This window comes from Variovorax sp. GW823-FHT04B03 (assembly GCF_058796495.1).
The window spans coordinates 868,079-888,564 of record NZ_JBXAIT010000003.1 but is presented as its reverse complement, the minus strand read 5'-3'; the positions used below and the strand labels follow the sequence as shown (position 1 = coordinate 888,564).

19 protein-coding genes are annotated in these 20,486 nt (G+C 68.5%); 13 read left to right on the top strand and 6 right to left on the bottom strand.

All coding sequences use genetic code 11. From position 1 onward, the window contains the following. Positions 1-69 precede the first annotated feature (69 nt). From AC1RAD_RS17175 to AC1RAD_RS17160, 4 genes are all read left to right on the top strand, one after another. Entirely contained in the window at positions 70-2,058 is a 1,989-nt protein-coding gene (locus tag AC1RAD_RS17175) for a DNA topoisomerase IV subunit B (RefSeq protein WP_062474697.1), read from the top strand. 29 nt (positions 2,059-2,087) lie between these two features. Further along, entirely contained in the window at positions 2,088-3,023 is a 936-nt protein-coding gene (locus AC1RAD_RS17170) for a lytic transglycosylase domain-containing protein (protein ID WP_492736153.1), read from the top strand. A gap of 87 nt (positions 3,024-3,110) precedes the next feature. Next, positions 3,111-5,507 (top strand): DNA topoisomerase IV subunit A, encoded by a 2,397-nt coding sequence (parC, locus tag AC1RAD_RS17165; RefSeq protein ID WP_492736151.1) that lies wholly within the window; start codon positions 3,111-3,113, stop codon positions 5,505-5,507. After that, a complete protein-coding gene (locus tag AC1RAD_RS17160) occupies positions 5,507-5,704 on the top strand; it encodes a hypothetical protein (RefSeq protein ID WP_253252366.1) in 198 nt (65 codons plus the stop codon). The genes parC and AC1RAD_RS17160 overlap by 1 nt, the downstream gene beginning before the upstream one ends. Before the next feature lie 22 nt (positions 5,705-5,726). Here the strand turns inward: AC1RAD_RS17160 and AC1RAD_RS17155 are convergent, their stop codons facing one another. The 3 genes from AC1RAD_RS17155 to AC1RAD_RS17145 form a co-directional block, all read right to left on the bottom strand. After that, a complete protein-coding gene (locus tag AC1RAD_RS17155; RefSeq protein WP_492736149.1) occupies positions 5,727-6,680 on the bottom strand; it encodes an ABC transporter substrate-binding protein in 954 nt (317 codons plus the stop codon). 174 nt (positions 6,681-6,854) lie between these two features. Next, a complete protein-coding gene (locus tag AC1RAD_RS17150; RefSeq protein ID WP_492736147.1) occupies positions 6,855-7,121 on the bottom strand; it encodes a hypothetical protein in 267 nt (88 codons plus the stop codon). 176 nt (positions 7,122-7,297) lie between these two features. Further along, complete coding sequence (locus tag AC1RAD_RS17145) at positions 7,298-8,425, bottom strand: MBL fold metallo-hydrolase (protein WP_492736145.1); 1,128 nt, start codon at positions 8,423-8,425, stop codon at positions 7,298-7,300. 154 nt (positions 8,426-8,579) lie between these two features. On the opposite strand from AC1RAD_RS17145, the gene AC1RAD_RS17140 reads away from it, so the two are divergent. Beyond that, positions 8,580-9,116, top strand: a complete 537-nt coding sequence (locus tag AC1RAD_RS17140; protein WP_492736143.1) for a cysteine hydrolase family protein — start codon at positions 8,580-8,582, stop codon at positions 9,114-9,116. A 7-nt stretch (positions 9,117-9,123) separates the two neighbouring features. Here AC1RAD_RS17140 and AC1RAD_RS17135 read toward each other — a convergent pair whose 3' ends face one another. Beyond that, positions 9,124-9,873, bottom strand: a complete 750-nt coding sequence (locus tag AC1RAD_RS17135) for a metallophosphoesterase family protein (RefSeq protein ID WP_492736141.1) — start codon at positions 9,871-9,873, stop codon at positions 9,124-9,126. A gap of 299 nt (positions 9,874-10,172) precedes the next feature. Then, the gene (locus AC1RAD_RS17130) at positions 10,173-11,870 is read right to left on the bottom strand and encodes a hypothetical protein (protein WP_492736139.1); all 1,698 of its coding nucleotides are present in this window, start codon (positions 11,868-11,870) and stop codon (positions 10,173-10,175) included. 135 nt (positions 11,871-12,005) lie between these two features. Between AC1RAD_RS17130 and AC1RAD_RS17125 the strand changes: the two genes are divergently transcribed. The 8 genes from AC1RAD_RS17125 to AC1RAD_RS17090 are packed head-to-tail and all read left to right on the top strand — an operon-like array spanning position 12,006 to position 18,716. Continuing rightward, positions 12,006-12,677: an amino acid ABC transporter permease gene (locus AC1RAD_RS17125; protein ID WP_062474717.1), complete on the top strand. Its 672-nt coding sequence runs from the start codon at positions 12,006-12,008 to the stop codon at positions 12,675-12,677. 31 nt (positions 12,678-12,708) lie between these two features. Continuing rightward, entirely contained in the window at positions 12,709-13,362 is a 654-nt protein-coding gene (locus AC1RAD_RS17120; RefSeq protein WP_062474720.1) for an amino acid ABC transporter permease, read from the top strand. 56 nt (positions 13,363-13,418) lie between these two features. After that, positions 13,419-14,216 (top strand): transporter substrate-binding domain-containing protein, encoded by a 798-nt coding sequence (locus AC1RAD_RS17115; RefSeq protein ID WP_159277491.1) that lies wholly within the window; start codon positions 13,419-13,421, stop codon positions 14,214-14,216. 27 nt (positions 14,217-14,243) lie between these two features. Beyond that, complete coding sequence (locus AC1RAD_RS17110) at positions 14,244-14,999, top strand: amino acid ABC transporter ATP-binding protein (protein WP_056583293.1); 756 nt, start codon at positions 14,244-14,246, stop codon at positions 14,997-14,999. Continuing rightward, on the top strand, positions 14,999-15,742 hold the full coding sequence (locus tag AC1RAD_RS17105) for a sugar phosphate isomerase/epimerase family protein (protein ID WP_492736137.1): 744 nt from the start codon (positions 14,999-15,001) through the stop codon (positions 15,740-15,742). The genes AC1RAD_RS17110 and AC1RAD_RS17105 overlap by 1 nt, the downstream gene beginning before the upstream one ends. A gap of 10 nt (positions 15,743-15,752) precedes the next feature. Further along, positions 15,753-16,706 (top strand): sugar kinase, encoded by a 954-nt coding sequence (locus AC1RAD_RS17100; protein ID WP_492736135.1) that lies wholly within the window; start codon positions 15,753-15,755, stop codon positions 16,704-16,706. Continuing rightward, positions 16,706-17,686 (top strand): 2-hydroxyacid dehydrogenase, encoded by a 981-nt coding sequence (locus AC1RAD_RS17095; RefSeq protein WP_492736133.1) that lies wholly within the window; start codon positions 16,706-16,708, stop codon positions 17,684-17,686. Before AC1RAD_RS17100 ends, AC1RAD_RS17095 begins: the two co-directional genes overlap by 1 nt. 1 nt (position 17,687) lies before the next feature. After that, a complete protein-coding gene (locus tag AC1RAD_RS17090) occupies positions 17,688-18,716 on the top strand; it encodes a LacI family DNA-binding transcriptional regulator (RefSeq protein WP_159272412.1) in 1,029 nt (342 codons plus the stop codon). On the opposite strand, the gene AC1RAD_RS17085 is transcribed toward AC1RAD_RS17090, so the two are convergent. Beyond that, a complete protein-coding gene (locus tag AC1RAD_RS17085; protein ID WP_492736131.1) occupies positions 18,682-20,343 on the bottom strand; it encodes a GMC family oxidoreductase in 1,662 nt (553 codons plus the stop codon). The genes AC1RAD_RS17090 and AC1RAD_RS17085 overlap by 35 nt on opposite strands. Between the last annotated feature and the right edge of the window lie 143 nt (positions 20,344-20,486).

Below are 20,486 nucleotides of genomic sequence, written 5' to 3'. Positions count from 1 at the left end.
GAAAAGACCGAAGCCGGTGCCTGTATGGGTATCCAGTCATTTCAACCCAACTGACTACAATCCGCCCCCATGGCGACTTCCCCCAAGACATCTTCAGACTCCGCTTCCGGCTATTCGGAAGGCTCCATCCGCGTGCTCAAGGGCCTCGAGCCCGTGAAGCAGCGCCCGGGCATGTACACCCGGACCGACAACCCCCTGCACATCATCCAGGAAGTGCTCGACAACGCCGCCGACGAAGCGCTGGCGGGCTACGGCAAGAAGATCAAGGTCACGCTGCACACCGACGGCTCGGTCAGCGTCGAGGACGACGGCCGCGGCATTCCCTTCGGCCTGCACCCCGAAGAGAAGGCCCCCGTGATCGAGCTGGTCTACACCCGGCTGCACGCCGGCGGCAAGTTCGACAAGGGCTCGGGCGGCGCCTACAGCTTCTCGGGCGGCCTGCACGGCGTGGGCGTGTCGGTGACCAACGCGCTGTCCAAGCGCCTCGAAGTCAGCTCGCACCGTGAAGGCTCGGTCGCCAAGCTGGCTTTCAGCGCCGGCGACGTGATCGAGGCGCTCGAAATCCGCAAGCTCGAGGCCGGCGAACGCAAGCAGGGCACCACCGTGCGCGCCTGGCCCGACGCCAAGTACTTCGAGACCGCCGCGCTGCCCATGGGCGAACTCACCCACCTGCTGCGCAGCAAGGCCGTGCTGATGCCCGGCGTGAGCGTCACGCTGGCCGTCGAGAAGACCGGCGAAAGCCAGCAGTGGCTCTACAAGGGCGGCCTGAGCGACTACCTGATGCAGACGCTCAACGGCGACCCGGTCATTCCGCTGTTCGAAGGCAGCGGCCATGCCGACAAGAACGCCGACAACTTCGCCGAGGGCGAGGGCGCCGACTGGTGCGTGGCCTTCACCGAAGACGGCCAGCCGGTGCGCGAGAGCTATGTCAACCTGATTCCCACCAGCGCCGGCGGCACGCACGAAAGCGGCCTGCGCGACGGCCTGTTCAACGCGGTGAAGAGCTTCATCGAGCTGCACTCGCTGCTGCCCAAGGGCGTGAAGCTCCTGCCCGAGGACGTGTTCGCGCGCGCCTCGTACGTGCTCAGCGCCAAGGTGCTCGACCCGCAGTTCCAGGGCCAGATCAAGGAGCGCCTGAATTCGCGCGACGCGGTGCGCCTGGTGTCCAGCTTCGTGCGCCCCACGCTCGAGCTGTGGCTCAACCAGCACGTCGACTACGGCAAGAAGCTGGCCGAGCTGGCCATCAAGGCCGCCCAGACGCGCCAGCGCGCCGGCCAGAAGGTCGAGAAGCGCAAGGGCTCGGGCGTGGCCGTGCTGCCCGGCAAGCTGACCGACTGCGAGAGCAAGGACATCAGCCACAACGAAGTCTTCCTGGTCGAGGGCGACTCCGCCGGCGGCAGCGCCAAGATGGGCCGCGACAAGGAAAGCCAGGCCATCCTGCCGCTGCGCGGCAAGGTGCTCAACACCTGGGAGGTCGAGCGCGACCGCCTGTTCGCCAACACCGAAATCCACGACATCTCGGTGGCCGTGGGCGTCGACCCGCACGGCCCCGCCGACACGCCCGACATGAGCGGGCTGCGCTACGGCAAGATCTGCATCCTGTCCGATGCCGACGTGGACGGCTCGCACATCCAGGTGCTGCTGCTCACGCTGTTCTTCCGGCACTTTCCCAAGCTCATCGAAGCCGGCCACGTGTATGTCGCAAAGCCGCCATTGTTCCGGGTCGATGCGCCCGCGCGCGGCAAGAAGCCGGCCTCCAAGGTCTATGCGCTGGACGAGGGCGAACTGACCGCCACGCTCGACAAATTGCGTAAAGATGGCGTGCGCGAAGGCGCCTGGAGCATCAGCCGCTTCAAGGGGCTGGGCGAAATGAGCGCGGAACAATTGTGGGAAACCACGCTCAATCCGGACACCCGTCGCCTGATGAAGGTCCAATTGGGGCGGTTCGATTTTTCGTCCACCCAGGGCGAGATCACCAAGCTGATGGGCAAGGGCGAAGCGGCGGCGCGGCGCGAGCTCATGGAATTGCGCGCAGACGACGTCGATATCGACGTCTGACCTTTCCCTTTTCTTTCTTCTCACACGCCATGTCGGTTTTCAAGCGTTCGCTGTGGTTGGCCCTTCTGCTGTGCATGCAGCAGGGGCTCGCGCACGCGACCGACATCTATGGCTACATCGACAGCAACGGCGTGGCCCACTTCGCGGCCGAGAAGGTCGACGAGCGCTACAAGCTCTTCTTCCAGGGCGGCCAGAGCTTCGACACCGCCAAGGGCCTGTCGCCGCTGGGCCGCGGCAGCATCAACCGCCGGCTCGACGGCAGGGTGTCGCCGGCGTCGCAGAACCTGCTCGCCATGTTCGAGGCCTCGCCCGGCTACAAGACCGCCAAGGCGGCGCTGCGCGACGCGTCGAGCAAGCACGCCATCGACTACGAGCTGCTGCAGGCGCTGGTCGCCACCGAGTCGGGCTTCGATGCGAAGGCCGTCTCGCCCAAGGGCGCGATGGGGCTCATGCAGCTCATGCCGGCCACCGCGCAGCGCTACGGCGTGGCGACGGACAAGCGCGGCACGATCGAGAAGAAGCTCTTCGATCCGCACATCAACATCGCCGCCGGCTCGCGCTACCTGCGCGACCTGATCGCGATGTTCCCGGGCCAGATCGAGCTCGCGCTGGCCGCCTACAACGCGGGCGAGGGCGCGGTGCAGCGTGCGGGCAACAAGATCCCGAACTACAAGGAAACGCAGAACTACGTGCAGACCGTGCTGCAGCTGTATGCGTACCTCAAGCCCTCGGCCGTGACCGTGGGCGGCAACCTGCGCAGCGGAAGCGGTAGCAGTGGTGGCAGGACGCCCGGGCGCATCCGCATGGAAATGTCGGTGCCCAAGGGCGGCGCGATCGGGCGCGGCAACATGCCGTCCGAGTCGCCGCGCAACGTGCCGACCATGCCCGATATTCCCGAGCCGTCCGACGTGCCGACCAGCGCGGTGGAGCCGGGCGACGCTTCGCCGCCGTCGCCGCTGTCGTGATCCCGCAGGCCGCCATGCACCCCACTTTCATTTTGGGCTGAGCGCGAACGCACGCCGCCCGTCACTGTTTTTCTTTCTCTCTTCTTCATGGACGACTCTCAACCTCCGCTCGACCTTGCAGGCCCCACCGACGGCGACACCACCCTCACGCTGGCCGACTACGCGCAGACCGCCTACCTCGAATACGCCCTGAGCGTGGTCAAGGGCCGCGCGCTGCCCGATGTGTCCGACGGCCAGAAGCCGGTGCAGCGGCGCATCCTGTACTCGATGTCGCGCATGGGCCTGGGCTTCGGCGGCACCAACGGCACCGTGGGCGCCAAGCCCGTGAAGAGCGCGCGCGTCGTCGGCGACGTGCTCGGCCGCTTCCACCCGCACAGCGACCAGGCCGCGTACGACGCGCTGGTGCGCATGGCGCAAGATTTTTCGCAGCGCTATCCGCTGGTCGACGGGCAGGGCAACTTCGGCAGCCGCGACGGCGACGGCGCCGCGGCCATGCGCTACACCGAAGCGCGCCTGGCGCGCATCACCAGCCTGCTGCTCGACGAGATCGACGAAGGCACGGTCGACTTCATTCCCAACTACGACGGCAGCACCGAAGAGCCGCGCCTGCTGCCCGCGCGGCTGCCGTTCACGCTGCTCAACGGCGCCAGCGGCATTGCCGTGGGCCTGGCCACCGAAATCCCGAGCCACAACCTGCGCGAGATCGCCGACGCCTGCGTGGCGCTGATCAAGTCCAACGGCAAGCTCAGCGAAGAAGAACTCTTCGCCCTCGTGCCCGGCCCCGACTACCCGGGCGGCGCGCAGATCATCAGCAGCGCCAGCGACATCGCCGACGCCTACCGCACCGGCCGCGGCTCGCTCAAGGTGCGCGCGCGCTGGAAGATCGAAGACCTCGCGCGCGGCCAGTGGCAGCTCGTGGTCAACGAACTGCCGCCGGGCGTGAGCACGCAGAAGGTGCTCGAAGAAATCGAGGAAATCACCAACCCGAAGGTCAAGGCCGGCAAGAAGGCCCTGAGCGCCGACCAGACCCAGCTCAAGGCCGCGATGCTGTCGGTGCTCGACGTGGTGCGCGACGAGTCGAGCAAGGACGCCGCCGTGCGCCTGGTGTTCGAGCCCAAGACCTCGCGCATCAGCCAGGACGAGTTCGTGACCACGCTGCTGGCGCAGACCTCGCTCGAGACCTCGTCGTCGATCAACCTCACGATGGTCGGCATCGACGGCAAGCCGACGCAGAAGTCGCTGCGCCAGATGCTCAACGAGTGGATCGCGTTCCGCGAGATCACCGTCGAGCGGCGCTCGCGCCATCGCCTGGACAAGGTGCAGGACCGCATCCACATCCTCGAAGGCCGGCAGCTGGTGCTGCTGAACATCGACGAGGTGATCGCCATCATCCGCGCGGCGGAAGACCCGAAGGCGGCGCTCATCGCGCGCTTCAACCTCAGCGAACGCCAGGCCGAGGACATCCTTGAAATCCGGCTGCGCCAACTCGCGCGGCTCGAGGCCATCAAGATCGAGCAGGAACTGGCCGGCCTGCGCGACGAGCAGAAGAAGCTCGAAGACATCCTCTCCAGCCCGGCCACGCTGCGCCGCCTGCTGGTGAAGGAAATCGAAGCCGACGCCAAGACCTTCGAAGATCCGCGCCGCACGCTCATCCAGGCCGAGAAGCGCGCCGTGGCCGAGGTGAAGGTGGTCGACGAGCCCGTCACCGTGATCGTGTCGCAGAAGGGCTGGGTGCGCGCGCAGAAGGGCTGGGCCAGCGAGAAGGCTGCCGGCAACGGGGGCACCGCGCCCGAGTACAGCTTCAAGTCGGGCGACACGCTCTACGGCGCCTTCGAATGCCGCAGCGTCGACACGCTGCTGGTCTTCGGCAGCGCCAAGGACAAGAGCGTGCGCGTCTACACCGTGCCCGTGGCCTCGCTGCCCGGCGCGCGCGGCGACGGCCAGCCCGTCACCACGCTCATCGAACTCGATGCCGGCACGCACGTCACGCATTTCTTCGCGGGCCCGGTGGGCGCCTGCCTGCTGCTGGCCAACACGGGCGGCTACGGTTTCATGGCCACCATCGAGAACATGATGTCGCGCCAGCGCGGCGGCAAGGCCTTCATCGACGTGGGCGAGGGCGAGCAGCTGTGCCGGCCGTCGCTGGTGGGCGGCGCGAGCGGTGCCGAGCCGATGCCGGCCGCGACGCACGTGGCCTGCGCCTCGAGCGGCAAGCGCATCCTGACCTTCGACATCGCCGAGCTCAAGAGCCTGCCCAAGGGTGGACGCGGCCTGATGCTGATCGACCTGGAGGCCAAGGAATCGCTGGCCGGTGCGGTGGCCTACACGCGCAGCGTGCGGATCGAAGGCGTCGCCCGCGGCGGCAAGGAGCGCGAAGAAACGCTTGAGATCCGCTCGCTCAACAACGCGATGGGCACTCGGGGGCGCAAGGGCAAGGTGGCCGACCTTGGGTTCACGCCGGCGAGCGTGGTGCGGGTGCTCTGATGCTGGGCGGCATCGACATCAGCATCCTCGGCGTGATCCTCGCCGTGGTCACGGGCTTCGGCAGCTACATCCTGGGGCGCCGCATGCGCGAGAAGCGCCAGGGCAAGCGGCGCGCGAAAGACCGCGCCGCCGCGCAGGCCAACGAGACGCGTCAGGTGCGGCGCGCGCGCGAGCGGCGCGAGCAGGAAGGCAAGTAAACAGGCAGACCGAGGGGCTGGCTCACCAGCCCCCGTAGCCGTCGACGTTCTCGCGCGTCACCAGCTTCGATGGCAACAGCAGCACGCGCTGCTGGGGGGGCTGGCCCTTCAGGAGCTTCAGCCCGATCTGGGCCGCCCGCTGGCCCATCAAGGTGGGCGACTGCGTCGCGCTGCCGACGATCAAGGTGGTCGGGTCTTGCAGCCGCTGCGCCACCTCCGGCGAACCGTCCATCGCCGTGATGACGATGTCGCGCCGGCCCGCGACCTGGGCCGCCAGTTCCGCGCCGATGCCGCACAGGTCGTTGATCGCGAACACGCCCGACAGCTTCGGATGGCGCGCGAGCAGCCGCGTCATCTGTTCGACGCCGCCGTCCTTGGTGGCGCCGCCATTGAGCGCCATCGACACGACGCGCACGCCGGGTGCGGCGTTCAATGCCTCGCGGCAGCCGTTGACGCGGCCCACCGCGGCCGTGTTCGGCGGGCCGTCGATGATCGCCACTTCGCCTTTGCCGCCGAGCGTGCGCACCAGGTGTTCGCAAGAGAGCCTGCCGGCCGCGCGGCTGTCGGTCACCACGGCCGCGTCCGCACCTTGCACGAGCGCATCGACCGCCACCACCTTGATGCCGGCGGCGCGCGCCTCCGTGACGCGGGCGTGCAGGGTGGTCGAATCGACCGGCGTCACGATCACCAGCTGCACGCGCTGGCGGATCATTTCCTTGAGCTGCTCGTCCTGCCGCTGCGGATCGAACCCGCTCGACACGACCGTGATGTGCGCCGCGTTGCGACTGTCTGTGGCCAGCGTGCTTTCTACTGCGCGCGCGATGTAGGCAAAGAAGGGGTTGCGCAGGTCGCTCACGAGCACGCCGACGCGCGGGCCCTTGCCATGGTTGGCATGTGTCGCGAGCGCGCTGCCCACGGGGCCCACGGCGAGGAGGAGGGCCAGCAGCCAGGTGCGCCAGGGACGTTTCATGGGCATGGGTGCGAGGGCCTCGTTGCGAGAGGGGGCCGGTGAAGGGGTGGGGATGATGACATGTTCCGCAGCGCCTCGCATCCGCGATCTGCGGGGGGCAAGCGTGGGGGAATGGACGAACCTGCCGGCCCCGGTCGGTGCCGATGTTGTCGCGGGTCGGCAGAGTGGGCGGCGGCAGCGTCAGACCTGGAGGAAGAAGGGGTTGCGCAGGTCGCTGACGATCAGCCCGATGTGCGGCGCATCGGGGGCGCCCCGTTCGCTTTGGCCCTGCGGCCCTGCGGCCGCATCGCCCGTGCCCAGGAGAACGACGGCCCGTGCGCCCGCGATCGATGCCAGCACGCGCCCCGTGGCGAAACCCCTGGCGATGCGCGCCAGGCGGCGCCTCGGGGCGCGCGTCGAGATGGCGGGAATGCCGCCTCCTTTCTTGCCGGTTCTTCTTGTGATCACCTTGCTCCCTGTGGCTGCTGCCTTGCAGATGACGGTGTCGTCCGCGATCGGCGTCCGGTGAGGGATTCGTCGCGGCGACACGGCGATTGAACCGGCCGCTGGTTAACTGTCTGTAAACCTTCCAAAAGTGGCGAGCAACATTTGAAATACACACCGCCGCGTGGACGGTGCGCTCCTTACTTCAGCCCGGCCCACCAACGCACGTTGGTGCGCGCCTGGCCCACCGTGAGCACTTCGCCGATCACCGGCGTGGCCAGGTCGATCTTCTTCGCCTGCGCCAGGTTGGCGATGCGGTCCAGCGGGTCGTGCCAGGTGTGGAAGGCCAGGTCGAAGGTGCTGTTGTGCACCGAATAGAGCACCTTGCCGCGCAGGTCTTCGAAGGCCTGCACGCTCTGCTCGGGCGTCATGTGCACGCCGGGCCAGTAGGCGTCGTAGGCGCCGTTTTCCATCAGTGCCAGGTCGAAGCCGCCGAAGCGTTCGCCGATCTGCTTGAAGCCGGGGAAGTAGCCCGAGTCGCCGCTGTAGAAGATGCGCTGGTCGCCGCTTTGCACCACCCACGAGGCCCACAGCGTGCGGTCGCGGTCGGTCAGCGTGACCGCGCGGCCCGAGAAATGCTGCGCGGGCGTGGCAGTGAGCTTCACGCCCGCATGCTCGCCGCCTTGCCACCAGTCGAGCTCGGTGACGCGCTCGGCGGGCACGCCCATCTCGACGAGCCGGGCGCGCACGCCCAGCGGCACGAAGTAGCGCTGCACGCGCGTGGCCAGGTACTCGATGGTGGCGACGTCGAGGTGGTCGTAGTGGTCGTGCGAGAGGATCACGGCCTCGATCGGCGGCAGCTGCTCCAGCTGGATCGGCGGCTTGTGAAAACGCTTCGGCCCGACCCAGGTGAAGGGCGAGACGCGCTCGCTGAACACGGGGTCGATGAGCCAGTACTTGCCCTTGAGCTTCAGCAGGTGCGACGAGTGGCCCAGGCGCACCACGTGGTTGGCGTCGGCCGCGAGTGCATCGAGCGCCTGGGGCGTCAGGGCGCGCACCGGAATGGGGTCGACCGGCACGGTGTCGACCTTGCTGCCGACGATGAAGCGCGACCAGATGCGCCAGGTGCTGGCAGCGGGTTGCAGCTCGGGGTTGGGCATGTTCTGGAACACGCCGCCCTTGAACTGCGGCGAGTTGTCGTAGCGCGTTTCCCCGCCGCCGGCGCTGCTGCAGCCGGCCACGAACGCGCAGCCCGCCGTGGCGAGCACCGCGCTGCGGCGCAGCAGCCGGGGTAAATAAGCGCCTTGCGAATCCGATTCGTCAGCCATGGGAAAGCCCTCTGCGTGTGTGTTGGTCTTGAGGCGCGAGACTAGCGGGAGTTGGCTTTTCAATGGTTTCAGCGACAGAAACATTCGGCGAGCGGGGGCAATCCGCGGGGCGGCGGCATACTGCGGCGATCCACGTCCACAGCCCTTCATCGCCATGAAAACTGCCATCCTCGTCATCGACATGCAGCGCGGCCTTTGCGACGATCCGCCCCGGCCGTACGAGGCCGAAGCGGTCATCGGCCGCATCAACGCGCTCACGGCACGGGCCCGCGCGGCCGGCGTGCCGGTGGCCTTCATCCAGCACGAGAACGCCATCGACCTGGAGTTCGATTCCGAGCGCTGGCAGCTGGCCGATGCCTTGCAGGTGACGCCGGCGGACGCGCGCCTGCGCAAGACCACACCGGATTCGTTCCTGCGTACGCCGCTCGAAGCCTGGCTGTCGGGGCAGGGCGTGCGGCGCGTGGTGGCCTGCGGCTATTCGTCGGAGTTCTGCGTGGACACCACCGTGCGCCGCGCCGCAGCGCTGGGCTACGAGGTGGTGCTGGCGGCCGACGCCCACACCTCGCACGACAAGCCGCACGCCAAGGGCGCCTTCATCCGCGCACACCACAACGCGACGCTGTCGGACATCACGAGCTTCGGCGTGCCGATCCGCGCGGTCGACAGCGCGGACATCGCATTCGGCGATTGATCTGGCGCTAGGGCATGCGCCCGGCGGCCAGTGCGTGGGCCCAGTCGGGTCGCCCATTGGCAGCGGCCAGGGCCGCCGTGGCCGCGTGGTCGTAGGGCACGGTGACCAGCGTGCAGGTCCACTGCCCGTGGTCGTGCCGTTCGACCAGCGCGTAGCGCGCATCGGGTGAGCCGGTCTCCACGTGGTGCGGGTACGGATGCGCGTCGCCATAGGCCTGCAGGCCGACGCTGCCCGGGTTGACGATCAAGATGCCATCGGATGTGTGCATCACGCGCGGCAGGTGCGTGTGGCCGCAGGCGACCAGTTCCGTGCCGGCTTCCACAGTGCCGAGACGCGCATCGACCTCTGCTGCGGTGGCCATTCGCAGTTGCGTGGGCTCGACCGTTTCGAGGAAGTAGGTGAGGTCGCTCTCCGGCGTGCCGTGGCACAGCAGCACCTCGGGGCTCAAGCGCAGGCACGGCGTGAGCGAGGCGATCCATGCGAACTCTGCCTCGCCGAGTCGGGCGTGTGCGAAGGCGTCGGACTCGCCGCGCTGGCCGGAGGTTGGCAACGTGAGCAGTTGCCGTTCGTGGTTGCCGGCGAGCTGGACCCAGTCCTGCGCCATCAGGAACTGCGCAGTCTCCAGCGGCATCAGTGGGCCTGAGAGGCTGTCGCCGAGGTTGACGGTGGCATCCACGTTGCGGCGTGCGATGTCTTCGACGACGGCTTTCAGTGCGGGGAGGTTTCCGTGGATGTCGGAGACGAGGGCGATGCGCATGCGTGGCTTCTTTGTGAGGGCGGTGATCTTAGTTCGGGGTGCGTGCACAGGCCACCGGGTACTTCCCTCCGCGAATGTCCCCCGGCCTTCGGCCTCCTCCTTGATTTCGCTGCGGGAAGCACCCAGTGTCCTGCGCACGGGAGGCGCGGTCGTGGCGCTGGCCGATCAACAAGTGCACTGAAAACGCTCACGTCGATGCGGTGCCTTGCGCAGCGAAATCAAGGAGGAGCCCGAAGGGCGGGGGACATTCGCGGAGCAAGGTACCGCGTCGGCGTGAGCGTCGCCATGAACAAAAACCTTCAGTCCGCCCCCGCCCGCCATACCCGCGCGAGCGCAGCCAGCTTGCCCCGAAAACTCAGCCTGTCGTTCGACAGCGCATCGATGAAGTCCGACAGCCGCTGCGACTTCACCATCGTGTAGATCGTGAGCCAGGTGGTGAACACGAACACCACGCCGAACCAGATCGCCTTGCGCCACAGCGGCGCGTCGGCTTCGGCCAGCAGGTTCATGCCGAGGAAGCCGGTGGTGACGGTGCCGATGAGGCCGAACAGCGTGACCACCGTGAGCCGCACCACGGTGCTGGCCTGCCGGCGCAGGCTGTCGGCATCGAGGTAGGTGTTCATGTCGGCGATGCGCGCCTTGACCTCGTCGTACAGCGGGTCGAGCCCAAGGTGCGCGGCGCACATGTGCGAGAGGGCGCGCACCTGCGCCTGCTCCGAAATCTCGTGGAACCAGTAGCGGTGCGTGAAGCGCAGAAAGCGCTCGAAGCTCGCGCGGATGGCGCGCTTGAACTGCTTCACGCTCGGCGTGCTGCGGATGTCGAGCTTCTTCAGTGCCTCGACCAGTTGGTCCGAGAACATCAGCAGCGAGGCCTTCTGGAAATGCGCGATGAGGAACAGCAGGAAGTGCTGGTGCCTGAACTGCGCGAGCACGCCGCGGTCGCGGCAGCAGAAGAACTCGGAGCGCGCGTCGCCCACCACGACGAGGGCGTGGCCGTTGCACAGGTAGCGCGTGTTGGGCGCCGCGCCCGTGTTCACCCAGAAGCGGTCGTAGCAGTACTTGTGCTCGAAGTCGGCCAGGTGGTGCTCGGCATAGGGCAGGTGGGCGTCGGCCCCGCCCGCGCCGGTGACCAACGCGAGCCGCACGAAGTCGTCGCGCGTGAGGCGGCGCGGGTCGTCCAGCGACAGGTAGGCCATCACCGGCATGCGGTAGTACTCGATCTGGCGGTAGCGCAGCACGCCGGGGTCGTCCGAATGGTCGCTCACCAGCGGCTGCATCAGGTAGGCCCAGTGCGCGGCGATGCGCGGTGCGCGGTGCTGGGCCACGTGCGACAGGAAGGCGTCGCGCTGCTGCGCGTCGGAGGCGGCGAGCACGCGGCCGTCGGCGTCCAGCCACTCGACGCTGGCCATGCAGTGCAGGGCGGCGCCGTCGGGCTCCCAGCCCGAAGGGTAGGCGCGGCCGAAGCGGTAGAGGATGTCCTGCGCCTGCGCCAGGCTCAGGTGGTCGGTGCCGACCTCGAGGTTGAGCAGCACCACATCGATGTCGAAGAAGAAGTACAGGTCGCAGTGAATCACGTCGAGCGTGATGGGCGCCTCGCCGGGGTGCGCCACCAGCCGCACGGACGCGATGTCGCGGCGGCGGAACACGCGCATCGGCGAATCGCCGTCGCTGCCTGTGCCGTCGCTGGTGCTGCCGCGCGATCGGCCTTCGCCGTACAAAAAGCGTTGCACGTAGGGCAGGAAGCTCACGAACTCGTTGTAGTGGCGCTCGTGGAAGCGGCCGCTGTCGCCGGTGTATTCGTCGACTTCCTCGCGCCAGGGCGAGGCCTCGCCCAGGTCGCGCAGCACATGCCAGGGGCCGTGGTGCGTGGGCGCCGCGCCGGGCGCCGGCACGAGGCGCAAGGGCCAGAGCAGCGCCTGCCGGAAATGCTGCACGACGGGGCCGGTGGCCGGGGTGCCTGCCGGGGAAGAAGTGGGGTCCGCGTGGGGGTTCGGCATCGCGCCAGTGTAGGCAGGCGGGTAGGGCAAAACGCCCACCTAGGGGAATCCCTAGCTAGGCCTGAAACCGGTTTCATTTAAGCTGCAAGCATTCCTTTCAGGGTCTGCGCACGGCCTGGCCGTGCACGCTCCGCCATGAACTACCAGTTCCAATTCGACGCCGTCTTTGCCGCCTGGCCGCTGCTGCTCAAGGGCACGTGGATCACGGTGCAGCTCTCGCTCACCGCCACCTTGCTGGGGCTGGTGGTGGCCATCTTCTGTGCCTGGGGCAAGACCTCGGGGCCGGGCTGGCTGCGCTTCATCGTCAATGCCTACATCGAGGTGATCCGCAACACGCCGTTCCTCGTGCAGCTGTTTTTCTTCTTCTTCGCGCTGCCGGCCATCGGCCTGCGCTGGTCGCCGCAGACGGCCGCGCTGGTGGCGATGGTGGTGAACCTGGGCGCCTACGCCACGGAGATCATCCGCGCGGGCATCGAGTCGATTCCCAAGGGCCAGATCGAGGCGGGCCGCGCGCTCAACCTCAAGCCGTGGGAGATCTTCCGCTTCGTGATCATCAAGCCCGCGCTGAAGGCGATCTACCCGGCGCTCACGAGCCAGTTCATTTTGCTGATGCTGAGCTCGGCGGTGGTCTCGGTCATCTCGGCCGACGACCTGACCTCGGTGGCCGCCAACCTGCAGTCGCAGACCTTCCGCAGCTTCGAGATCTACATCGTGGTCGCGGCCATCTACCTCGCGCTGGCACTGGCCTTCTCGGCCATGTTCAAGCTGATCTACAAGCGCACGCTCAACTACCCGGACCGCCGGTAACTGACTGACCACGACGGACGGAGCACACACCATGCGCACCTTCGGTTTTCCCGAATTCCTTTTCATCCTCGAAGCGGCCCAGTGGACGCTGGCGCTGTCGGCCATCGCCTTCGTGGGCGGCGCCATCCTGGGGCTGCTCATCGCGCTCATGCGCACGTCGGAATCGACGTGGGCGCGCGCCGTGTCGACCACCTTCATCCAGATCTTCCAGGGCACGCCGCTGCTGCTGCAGCTGTTCCTGGTGTTCTTCGGCGCGCCGGTGCTGGGGCTGGACATCAACCCGTGGGTCGCCGCGGGCGTGGCGCTGGTGCTGAACAGCGCGGCCTTCCTGGGCGAAATCTGGCGCGGCTGCATCCAGGCCATTCCGCGCGGCCAGTGGGAGGCGGCGCAGGCGCTGAACCTGCACTACGTGGCACGCATGCGCGACGTGGTGCTGCCGCAGGCCTTCAAGATCGCGCTGGCGCCCACGGTGGGCTACCTGGTGCAGATCATCAAGGGCACGTCGCTCGCGGCCATCATCGGCTTCGTCGAGGTCACGCGCGCCGGTCAGATCGTCAACAACGCCACCTTCCAGCCGCTCATCGTGTTCTCGGTGGTGGCCGCCATCTACTTCGTGATCTGCTGGCCGCTGTCATTGCTGGCAGCCCGCATGGAGCGCAAGCGCGCCCAGGCGCTCGCACGTTGACCCTTTTCGCTTTTCCTTTCTCGTCGCTTCCTTTCTTTATTCAGGAGACACATCCAATGACCGTTACCACCACCCGCCGCGCTGCCATCGCAGCCCTGGGCCTCGGCGCCGCGCTGACCGTGTTCGCTCCCTTCGCTTCGGCACAAAGCATGGCCGACATCAAGAAGAAGGGCGAGATCACCATCGGCATGCTGGTCGACTTCCCGCCCTACGGCACCACCGACGCGAAGAACCAGCCCGACGGCTACGACGCCGACGTGGCCAAGCTGCTGGCGAAAGACTGGGGCGTCAAGGCCAACATCGTGCCGGTCACCGGCCCGAACCGCATTCCGTTCCTGTTGACCAACAAGGTCGACCTGCTGGTGGCTTCGCTGGCCGTCACGCCCGAGCGCGCCAAGCAGGTGCAGTTCTCGCAGCCCTACGCGGCCGCGACCATCGTGCTGTACGGCGCGACCAAAACCTCCATCAAGGCCGCAGGCGACCTGAAGGGCCTGCGCGTGGGCGTGGCCCGCGCCTCGACGCAAGACGTGGCCGTGACCAAGGCCGCACCCGAAGGCACCGAGATCCGCCGCTTCGACGACGACGCCTCGGCCATGCAGGCGCTGATCTCGGGCCAGGTCGATGCGATCGGCTGCTCGGTCACCGTGGCGGCGCAGATCGCCAAGCGCGTGCCGGCCAACACCTTCGAAAACAAGTTCACGCTGGTGCAGCAGTCGATGGGCATCGCGATGCGCCCGGGCCAGGAAGAGCTGCACAAGGCGGTGAATGAATTCGTTCAGAAGAACACCGCCAATGGCGAGCTGAACAAGCTCTATCAAAAGTGGCTGCAGGCCGACCTGCCGAAGATGCAATAAGCGAAAGCGCTTGAAGGGAATCCTGGCATGACGACGGAATCGATCATCCGCATGGAAGCGGTCAACAAGTGGTACGGTGAATTCCAGGTGTTGACCGGCATCGACCTGTCGGTGCGCCAGGGCGAGCGCATCGTGATCTGCGGGCCCTCGGGCTCGGGCAAGTCCACGCTCATCCGCTGCATCAACCGGCTCGAGACGGTGCAAAAAGGCCGCATCGTGGTCGACGGCATCGACCTCACGGCCGGCGGCAAGAACGTGGACGCGGTGCGTGCCGAAGTCGGCATGGTGTTCCAGCAGTTCAACCTGTTCCCGCACCTCACCATCCTGGAGAACTGCACGCTGGCGCCGATGCGCTCGCGCGGCATGACCAAGGCGCAGGCGGAAGAGGTGGCCATGAAGTACCTCACGCGCGTGCGCATTCCAGAGCAGGCGAAGAAGTACCCGAGCCAGCTCTCGGGCGGCCAGCAGCAGCGCGTGGCCATTGCGCGCGCGCTGTGCATGTCGCCCAAGATCATGCTGTTCGACGAGCCCACCTCGGCGCTCGACCCCGAGATGGTCAAGGAAGTGCTCGACACCATGATCGGTCTGGCCGAAGACGGCATGACCATGCTGTGCGTGACGCACGAAATGGGCTTTGCCCGCAGCGTGGCCGACCGCGTGATCTTCATGGCCGACGGCAAGATCGTCGAGCAGGCACCGCCGCAGGAGTTCTTCGGCAACCCCAAGGACGAGCGCACGCGCCAGTTCCTCGGGCAAATCCTCAGCTCGCACCAAGCCCACTGATGGCCTTCGAAGTCCTGATTTCTCTGTCGTCCTTCGGTGCGGCCGAGGTGGGGCGGCACGGCCAGCTCTGGTGCTCGCAACTTTCGCGCGCGGCCGGTGCCGATGCGGTGGAAGTGCGCGGCGAGATGCTGCGCGATGCCGACACCGAACTGCCCGCGCTCAATGGCCTGGCTACCGTTTACTCCAGCCCCGAGGGCCTGTGGGCCGAAGGCGGCTGGCTCGACAGCGCCGCGCTGCAACGCGGCATCGCCGCCGCCACGCGCGTGGGCGCGAAGCGGCTCAAGATGTCCATCGGCGACTTCCAGGCTTCGTCGCACGGTTCGCTCTGGGGCCTGAAGGTGGCGCTGGCCGAAACCCGCGTCGAGCTGCTGATCGAGAACGACCAGACGGTGCGCGCCGGCACGCTGGCCGCGCTGCAGGCCTTCTTCGACGTGGCCGACCGCGCCGGCGTGCCGCTGGGCATGACCTTCGACATGGGCAACTGGCACTGGCTCGGCGAGTGCCCGCTGCAGGCCGCGCAGGCGCTCGGCCACCGCGTGCGCTACGTGCATTGCAAGGGCGCGCAGCGCCTGCCGCACAAGTGGGTGGCGGTGCGGCTGGGCGACTCGGTCGCGCCGTGGCGCGCGGTGCTGCGCGCACTGCCGGCCGACGTGCCCCACGCCATCGAATACCCTCTGGTGGGCGACGACCTGCTGGCCGTCACCCGCACGCAGATCGACTTCATCCGCGCCGCACGGGCGTAGGAACACACACATGACGCAACCCACCGCCTTCGACGTCGCGCTGTTCGGCGAAGCCATGCTGCTGCTCGTGGCCGACCGGCCCGGCCCGCTGGAAGACGCCCAGTCGTTCCACAAGCGCACCGCCGGTGCCGAGACCAACGTGGCCATCGGCCTGTCGCGCCTGGGCCTGAAGGTCGGCTGGGCCAGCCGCCTGGGCACCGACTCCATGGGCCGCGCACTGCTGGCCGCGATGCGCGCCGAGGGCATCGACTGCTCGCACGTGATCACCGACGCGACGCAGCGCACCGGCTTCCAGTTCAAGGGCCGCGTCACCGACGGCAGCGACCCGCCGATCGAATACCACCGCAAGGGCTCGGCCGCGAGCCACATGGGCCCGGCCGATGTCGACGAAGCCTGGCTGCGCTCGGCGCGCCACCTGCACGCCACCGGCGTGTTCGCCGCCATCTCGGAGACCAGCCTGCAGGCGGCGCTCAAGACCATGGACGTGATGCGTGCGGCCGGCCGCACCATCTCGTTCGACACCAACCTGCGGCCCACGCTGTGGTCGTCGACCGAGACGATGCGCCACTGGGTGAACGAACTCGCGTCACGGGCCGACTGGGTGCTGCCCGGCATCGAAGAGGGCCTGCTGCTCACCGGCCACGACAAGCCCGAAGACGTGGCGAAGTTCTACCGCGAGCGCGGCGCGAAGCTGGTCGTCGTCAAGCTCGGCGCGGCCGGCGCCTACTACGACAGCGACGTGGCCGGCACCGGCCACGTCGACGGCTTCCCGGTGAAGGAAGTGGTCGACACCGTGGGCGCGGGCGACGGCTTTGCGGCCGGCGTGGTGAGCGCATTGCTCGAAGGCCGCAGCGTGCCCGACGCGGTGCGCCGCGGCGCCTGGATCGGCGCGCGCGCCGTGCAGGTGCTCGGCGACACCGAAGGCCTGCCGACGCGGGCGCAACTCGAAGAAGCGGGACTGTGATGACCAAGAAGAATGTGCTGGTGTTCCGGGCCCTGCCCGAAGACCAGCTCGCGCGCCTGCAGGCCGTGCACCACGTCACCGTGGCCGATCCGCGCAAGGCGCCCGAGGCCTTTGCCGCTGCGCTTGCCACTGCGCACGGGCTGATCGGTTCGAGCTACAACGTCGACGCTGCGCTGCTGGATGCGGCGCCGCAGCTCGAAGTGATTTCGAGCGTGTCGGTCGGCGTCGACAACTACCCGCTGGCCGAGCTGCACAAGCGCCACATCGTGCTGTGCCACACGCCCGACGTGCTCACCGAGACGGTGGCCGACACGGTGTTCGCGATCCTCATGGCCACGCAGCGGCGCGTGGTCGAGCTGTCGACGATGGTGCGCGAAGGCCGCTGGACGAAGAACATCGGCGAGGAATTCTTCGGCACCGACGTGCACGGCAAGACGCTGGGCATCCTCGGTTTCGGCCGCATCGGCCAGGCCGTGGCGCGCCGTGCCGCGCTGGGCTTCGGCATGCCGGTGCTCTATCACTCGCGTCGCGCGGTCGACCTGGCCACGCAGGCGCCCGAGCTGCAGGGCCGCGCCACGCACACGCCGCTCGATGATTTGCTCGCGCGCGCCGACATCGTGCTCGCGATGCTGCCGCTGACCGACGCCACGCGCGGCATGATCGACGCCGCCTTCTTCGCGCGCATGAAGCCGGGCGCGTCGTTCATCAACGGCGGCCGTGGCGCCACCGTGAACGAAGCCGAGCTGCTCGACGCGCTGGACCATGGCACCTTGCGCGCCGCCGGCCTCGACGTGTTCGCGAAGGAGCCGCTGCCGGCCGACTCGCCGCTGCGCACGCACCCGCGCGTCACGCCGCTGCCGCACATCGGCTCGGCCACGCACGAGACGCGCCACGCGATGGCCGAGCTGGCCACGACCAACCTGCTGCAGGTGCTGGCCGGGCAGAAGCCCACGGCACCCTACGACACCGCCGCCGCCTGACATGAAGCCCACAGGCCGCGCCACCATCGCCGACGTCGCCGAAGCCGCGGGCGTCTCCAAGGCCACCGTCTCGCGCTTCCTGAACCACCGCGAGCGCCTGCTGAGCCCCGACATCGCCGCGCGCGTCGAGGCCGCCATCGCCAAGCTGGCGTACTCGCCCAGCCCGATGGCGCAGGCGCTGAGCCACGGCCGCTCGCGGCTCATCGGCCTGATCGTGGCCGACATCACCAACCCGTACTCGGTGGCCGTGCTGCGCGGCGCCGAGAAGGCCTGCCAGGACGCCGGCTACCTCGTGATGCTGTTCAACCTCGGCAACGAGAGCGAACGCGAGCGCGAGGCCATCAATGCGCTGGCGGGCTACCAGGTCGACGGCTTCATCCTCAACACGCTGGGGCGCGGCAGCAACGTGGTCGATGCGGTCACGCTGCACGGCAAGCCGGCGGTGCTGGTCGACCGCCGGCACACGGGCATGCACACCGACTTCGTCTCGCTCGACAACCACGCTGCCATGCGCGACACCTGCGGCCACCTGGTCGAGGGCGGCTACCGCGAGCTGCTGTACGTCACCGAGCCGCAGAAGGGCGTGAGCTCGCGGCGCGAGCGCACGGCCGCGTTCGGCGCCTGCGTGGCCGCGCACGAGCCGCGCGTGGCGGGCGAGGTCTTCGAATCGGTCGAAGGCGAGAACGACGCGCTCGACGACGCCTTGCGCGCATTGCGCCAGCGCGCCAAGCGCGGCCGCCGCGCCGCGGTGGTCGCGGGCAATGCCGTGGTCACGCTGCGCGTGGCGCAGGCCATGGCGCGGCTCGACTGGCGCTTCGGCGCCGACCTGGGCTTCGTGGGCTTCGACGATCCCGAATGGGCCTCGCTCATCGGGCCGGGCCTGAGCACCGTGGCACAGCCGACCGACGAGATCGGCCGCGCGGCGGCCACCTGCCTCATCGAGCGCCTGCGCGGGCTCGACGCGGCGCCGCGTCAGCTGCTGCTGCCCGGCGAACTCATGGTGCGAGGCTCATCGACGGCACTGCCGTAGCGGGTTCCGCGAAGGAGGCAGGCCCGCGCATCCAGCCGGCCGCGCGCTCCGCGATCATGATCGTCGGCGCGTTGGTGTTGCCGCCGATCAGCGTCGGCATCACCGAGGCATCGACCACGCGCAGGCCCGCGATGCCGTGCACGCGCAGTTGCGGATCGACCACCGCCATCGCATCCACGCCCATCTTGCAGGTGCCCACCGGGTGGTAGATGGTGTCGGCGCGCGCGCGGATGTGCGCTTCGAGCTGCGCGTCGGTGTGGGCGTCGGCGGTGTAGACCTCGCGGTGGCGGTATTTTTCGAGCGCGGGCGCGCGCATGATCTCGCGCGTCTTCTTCACGCCCTGCAGCAGCAGTGCCATGTCTTCCGGGTCGGCCAGGAAGCACGGGTCGATGCGCGGCGCGGAGTCGGGGCTGGCGTCGTTCAGCCGCACGTCGCCCCGGCCCTTGGGGCGCAGCACGCACACATGGCACGAGAAGCCGAAGCCCGCATGCAGCTTGCGCGCATGGTCGTCGGTGATCGCGATCACGAAGTGCAGTTGCAGGTCGGGCCGGCGCAATTCGGGCGACGACTTGATGAAGGCGCCGCCTTCCGCGAACGGCGTGGCGACCAGGCCCGTGCCGTCGCGGCGCCACTGGTTGATGGCCTTCAGCAGGTGCAGCCCGCCGACCGGACCGATGCCGAACATGTCGGTCTGCTTGGACTTGTAGGCGACGATGAAGTCGCAGTGGTCCTGCAGGTTCTGCCCCACGCCGCGCAGCGCGTGCCGCACGGCGATGCCGTGGCGCGCGAGCTCGTCGGGGTCGCCGATGCCCGAGAGCATCAGCAGCTGCGGCGAGTTGAAGGCGCCGCCGCACAGCGCGACCTCGCGGCGCGCGCGAATGGTTTCGACGTTGCCGCCGCGCCGCACCTCGACGCCCACCGCGCGCCGGTCTTCGAGCACCACGCCCAGGGCCTGCGTGCCGGTCATCACCGAGAGGTTGGGGCGCTGGTCCATCACCGGGTGCAGGTAGGCCGCGGCGGCCGAGCAGCGCTCGCCGTTCTTCGCACCGCCGTGGAACTGCGTCACCTGGTAGAGCCCCGCGCCTTCCTGCTCGGGGCCGTTGAAGTCGTCGTTGCGCGCAATGCCGCATTCGGCGGCGGCGCGCACGAAGGCCTCGCTGATGGCGCGCGGGCTTTGCTGTTCCGACACCTGCAGCGGTCCGTCGGCGCCGTGCAGCGCGCTGGCGCCGCGCTGGTTGCCCTCGGCGCGCAGGAAGTGCGGCAGCACCTCGTCGAAGCTCCAGCCGGCGCAGCCTGAACGCGCCCAGTCGTCGTAGTCCTCGCGGTGACCGCGCACGTAGAGCATGGCGTTGATCGCGCTGGAGCCGCCCAGGCAGCGCCCGCGCGGCTGGTAGCCGCGTCGCCCGTTGAGGCCGGGCTGCGGCACGGTCTGGTAGGCGTAGTTGTTGATGCGCGGACGGCCCGGGAGCATCGCCACCACGGCGGCCGGCGCCCGCACGAGGATGCCGCGTCCGTCGCCGCCGGCCTCGATGAGGCAGACCGTCACCGACGGGTCCTCGCTCAGGCGCGAGGCCAGCGTGGCGCCGCCCGAGCCGCCGCCCACGATCACGTAGTCGAATTCCGCCATGGCATCTGGTCCTTCTTGTCGTTGGATGTTGGGGGCGCCGAGGCGCCGATGCGTGCACCGGCATTGTGGCCAGCGACCCCGGGTTCGGACCCAGCGGGTTTCCCCTGCCGTCGGTGCGCCTTGGGGGCTTTACCGCTGCTTCA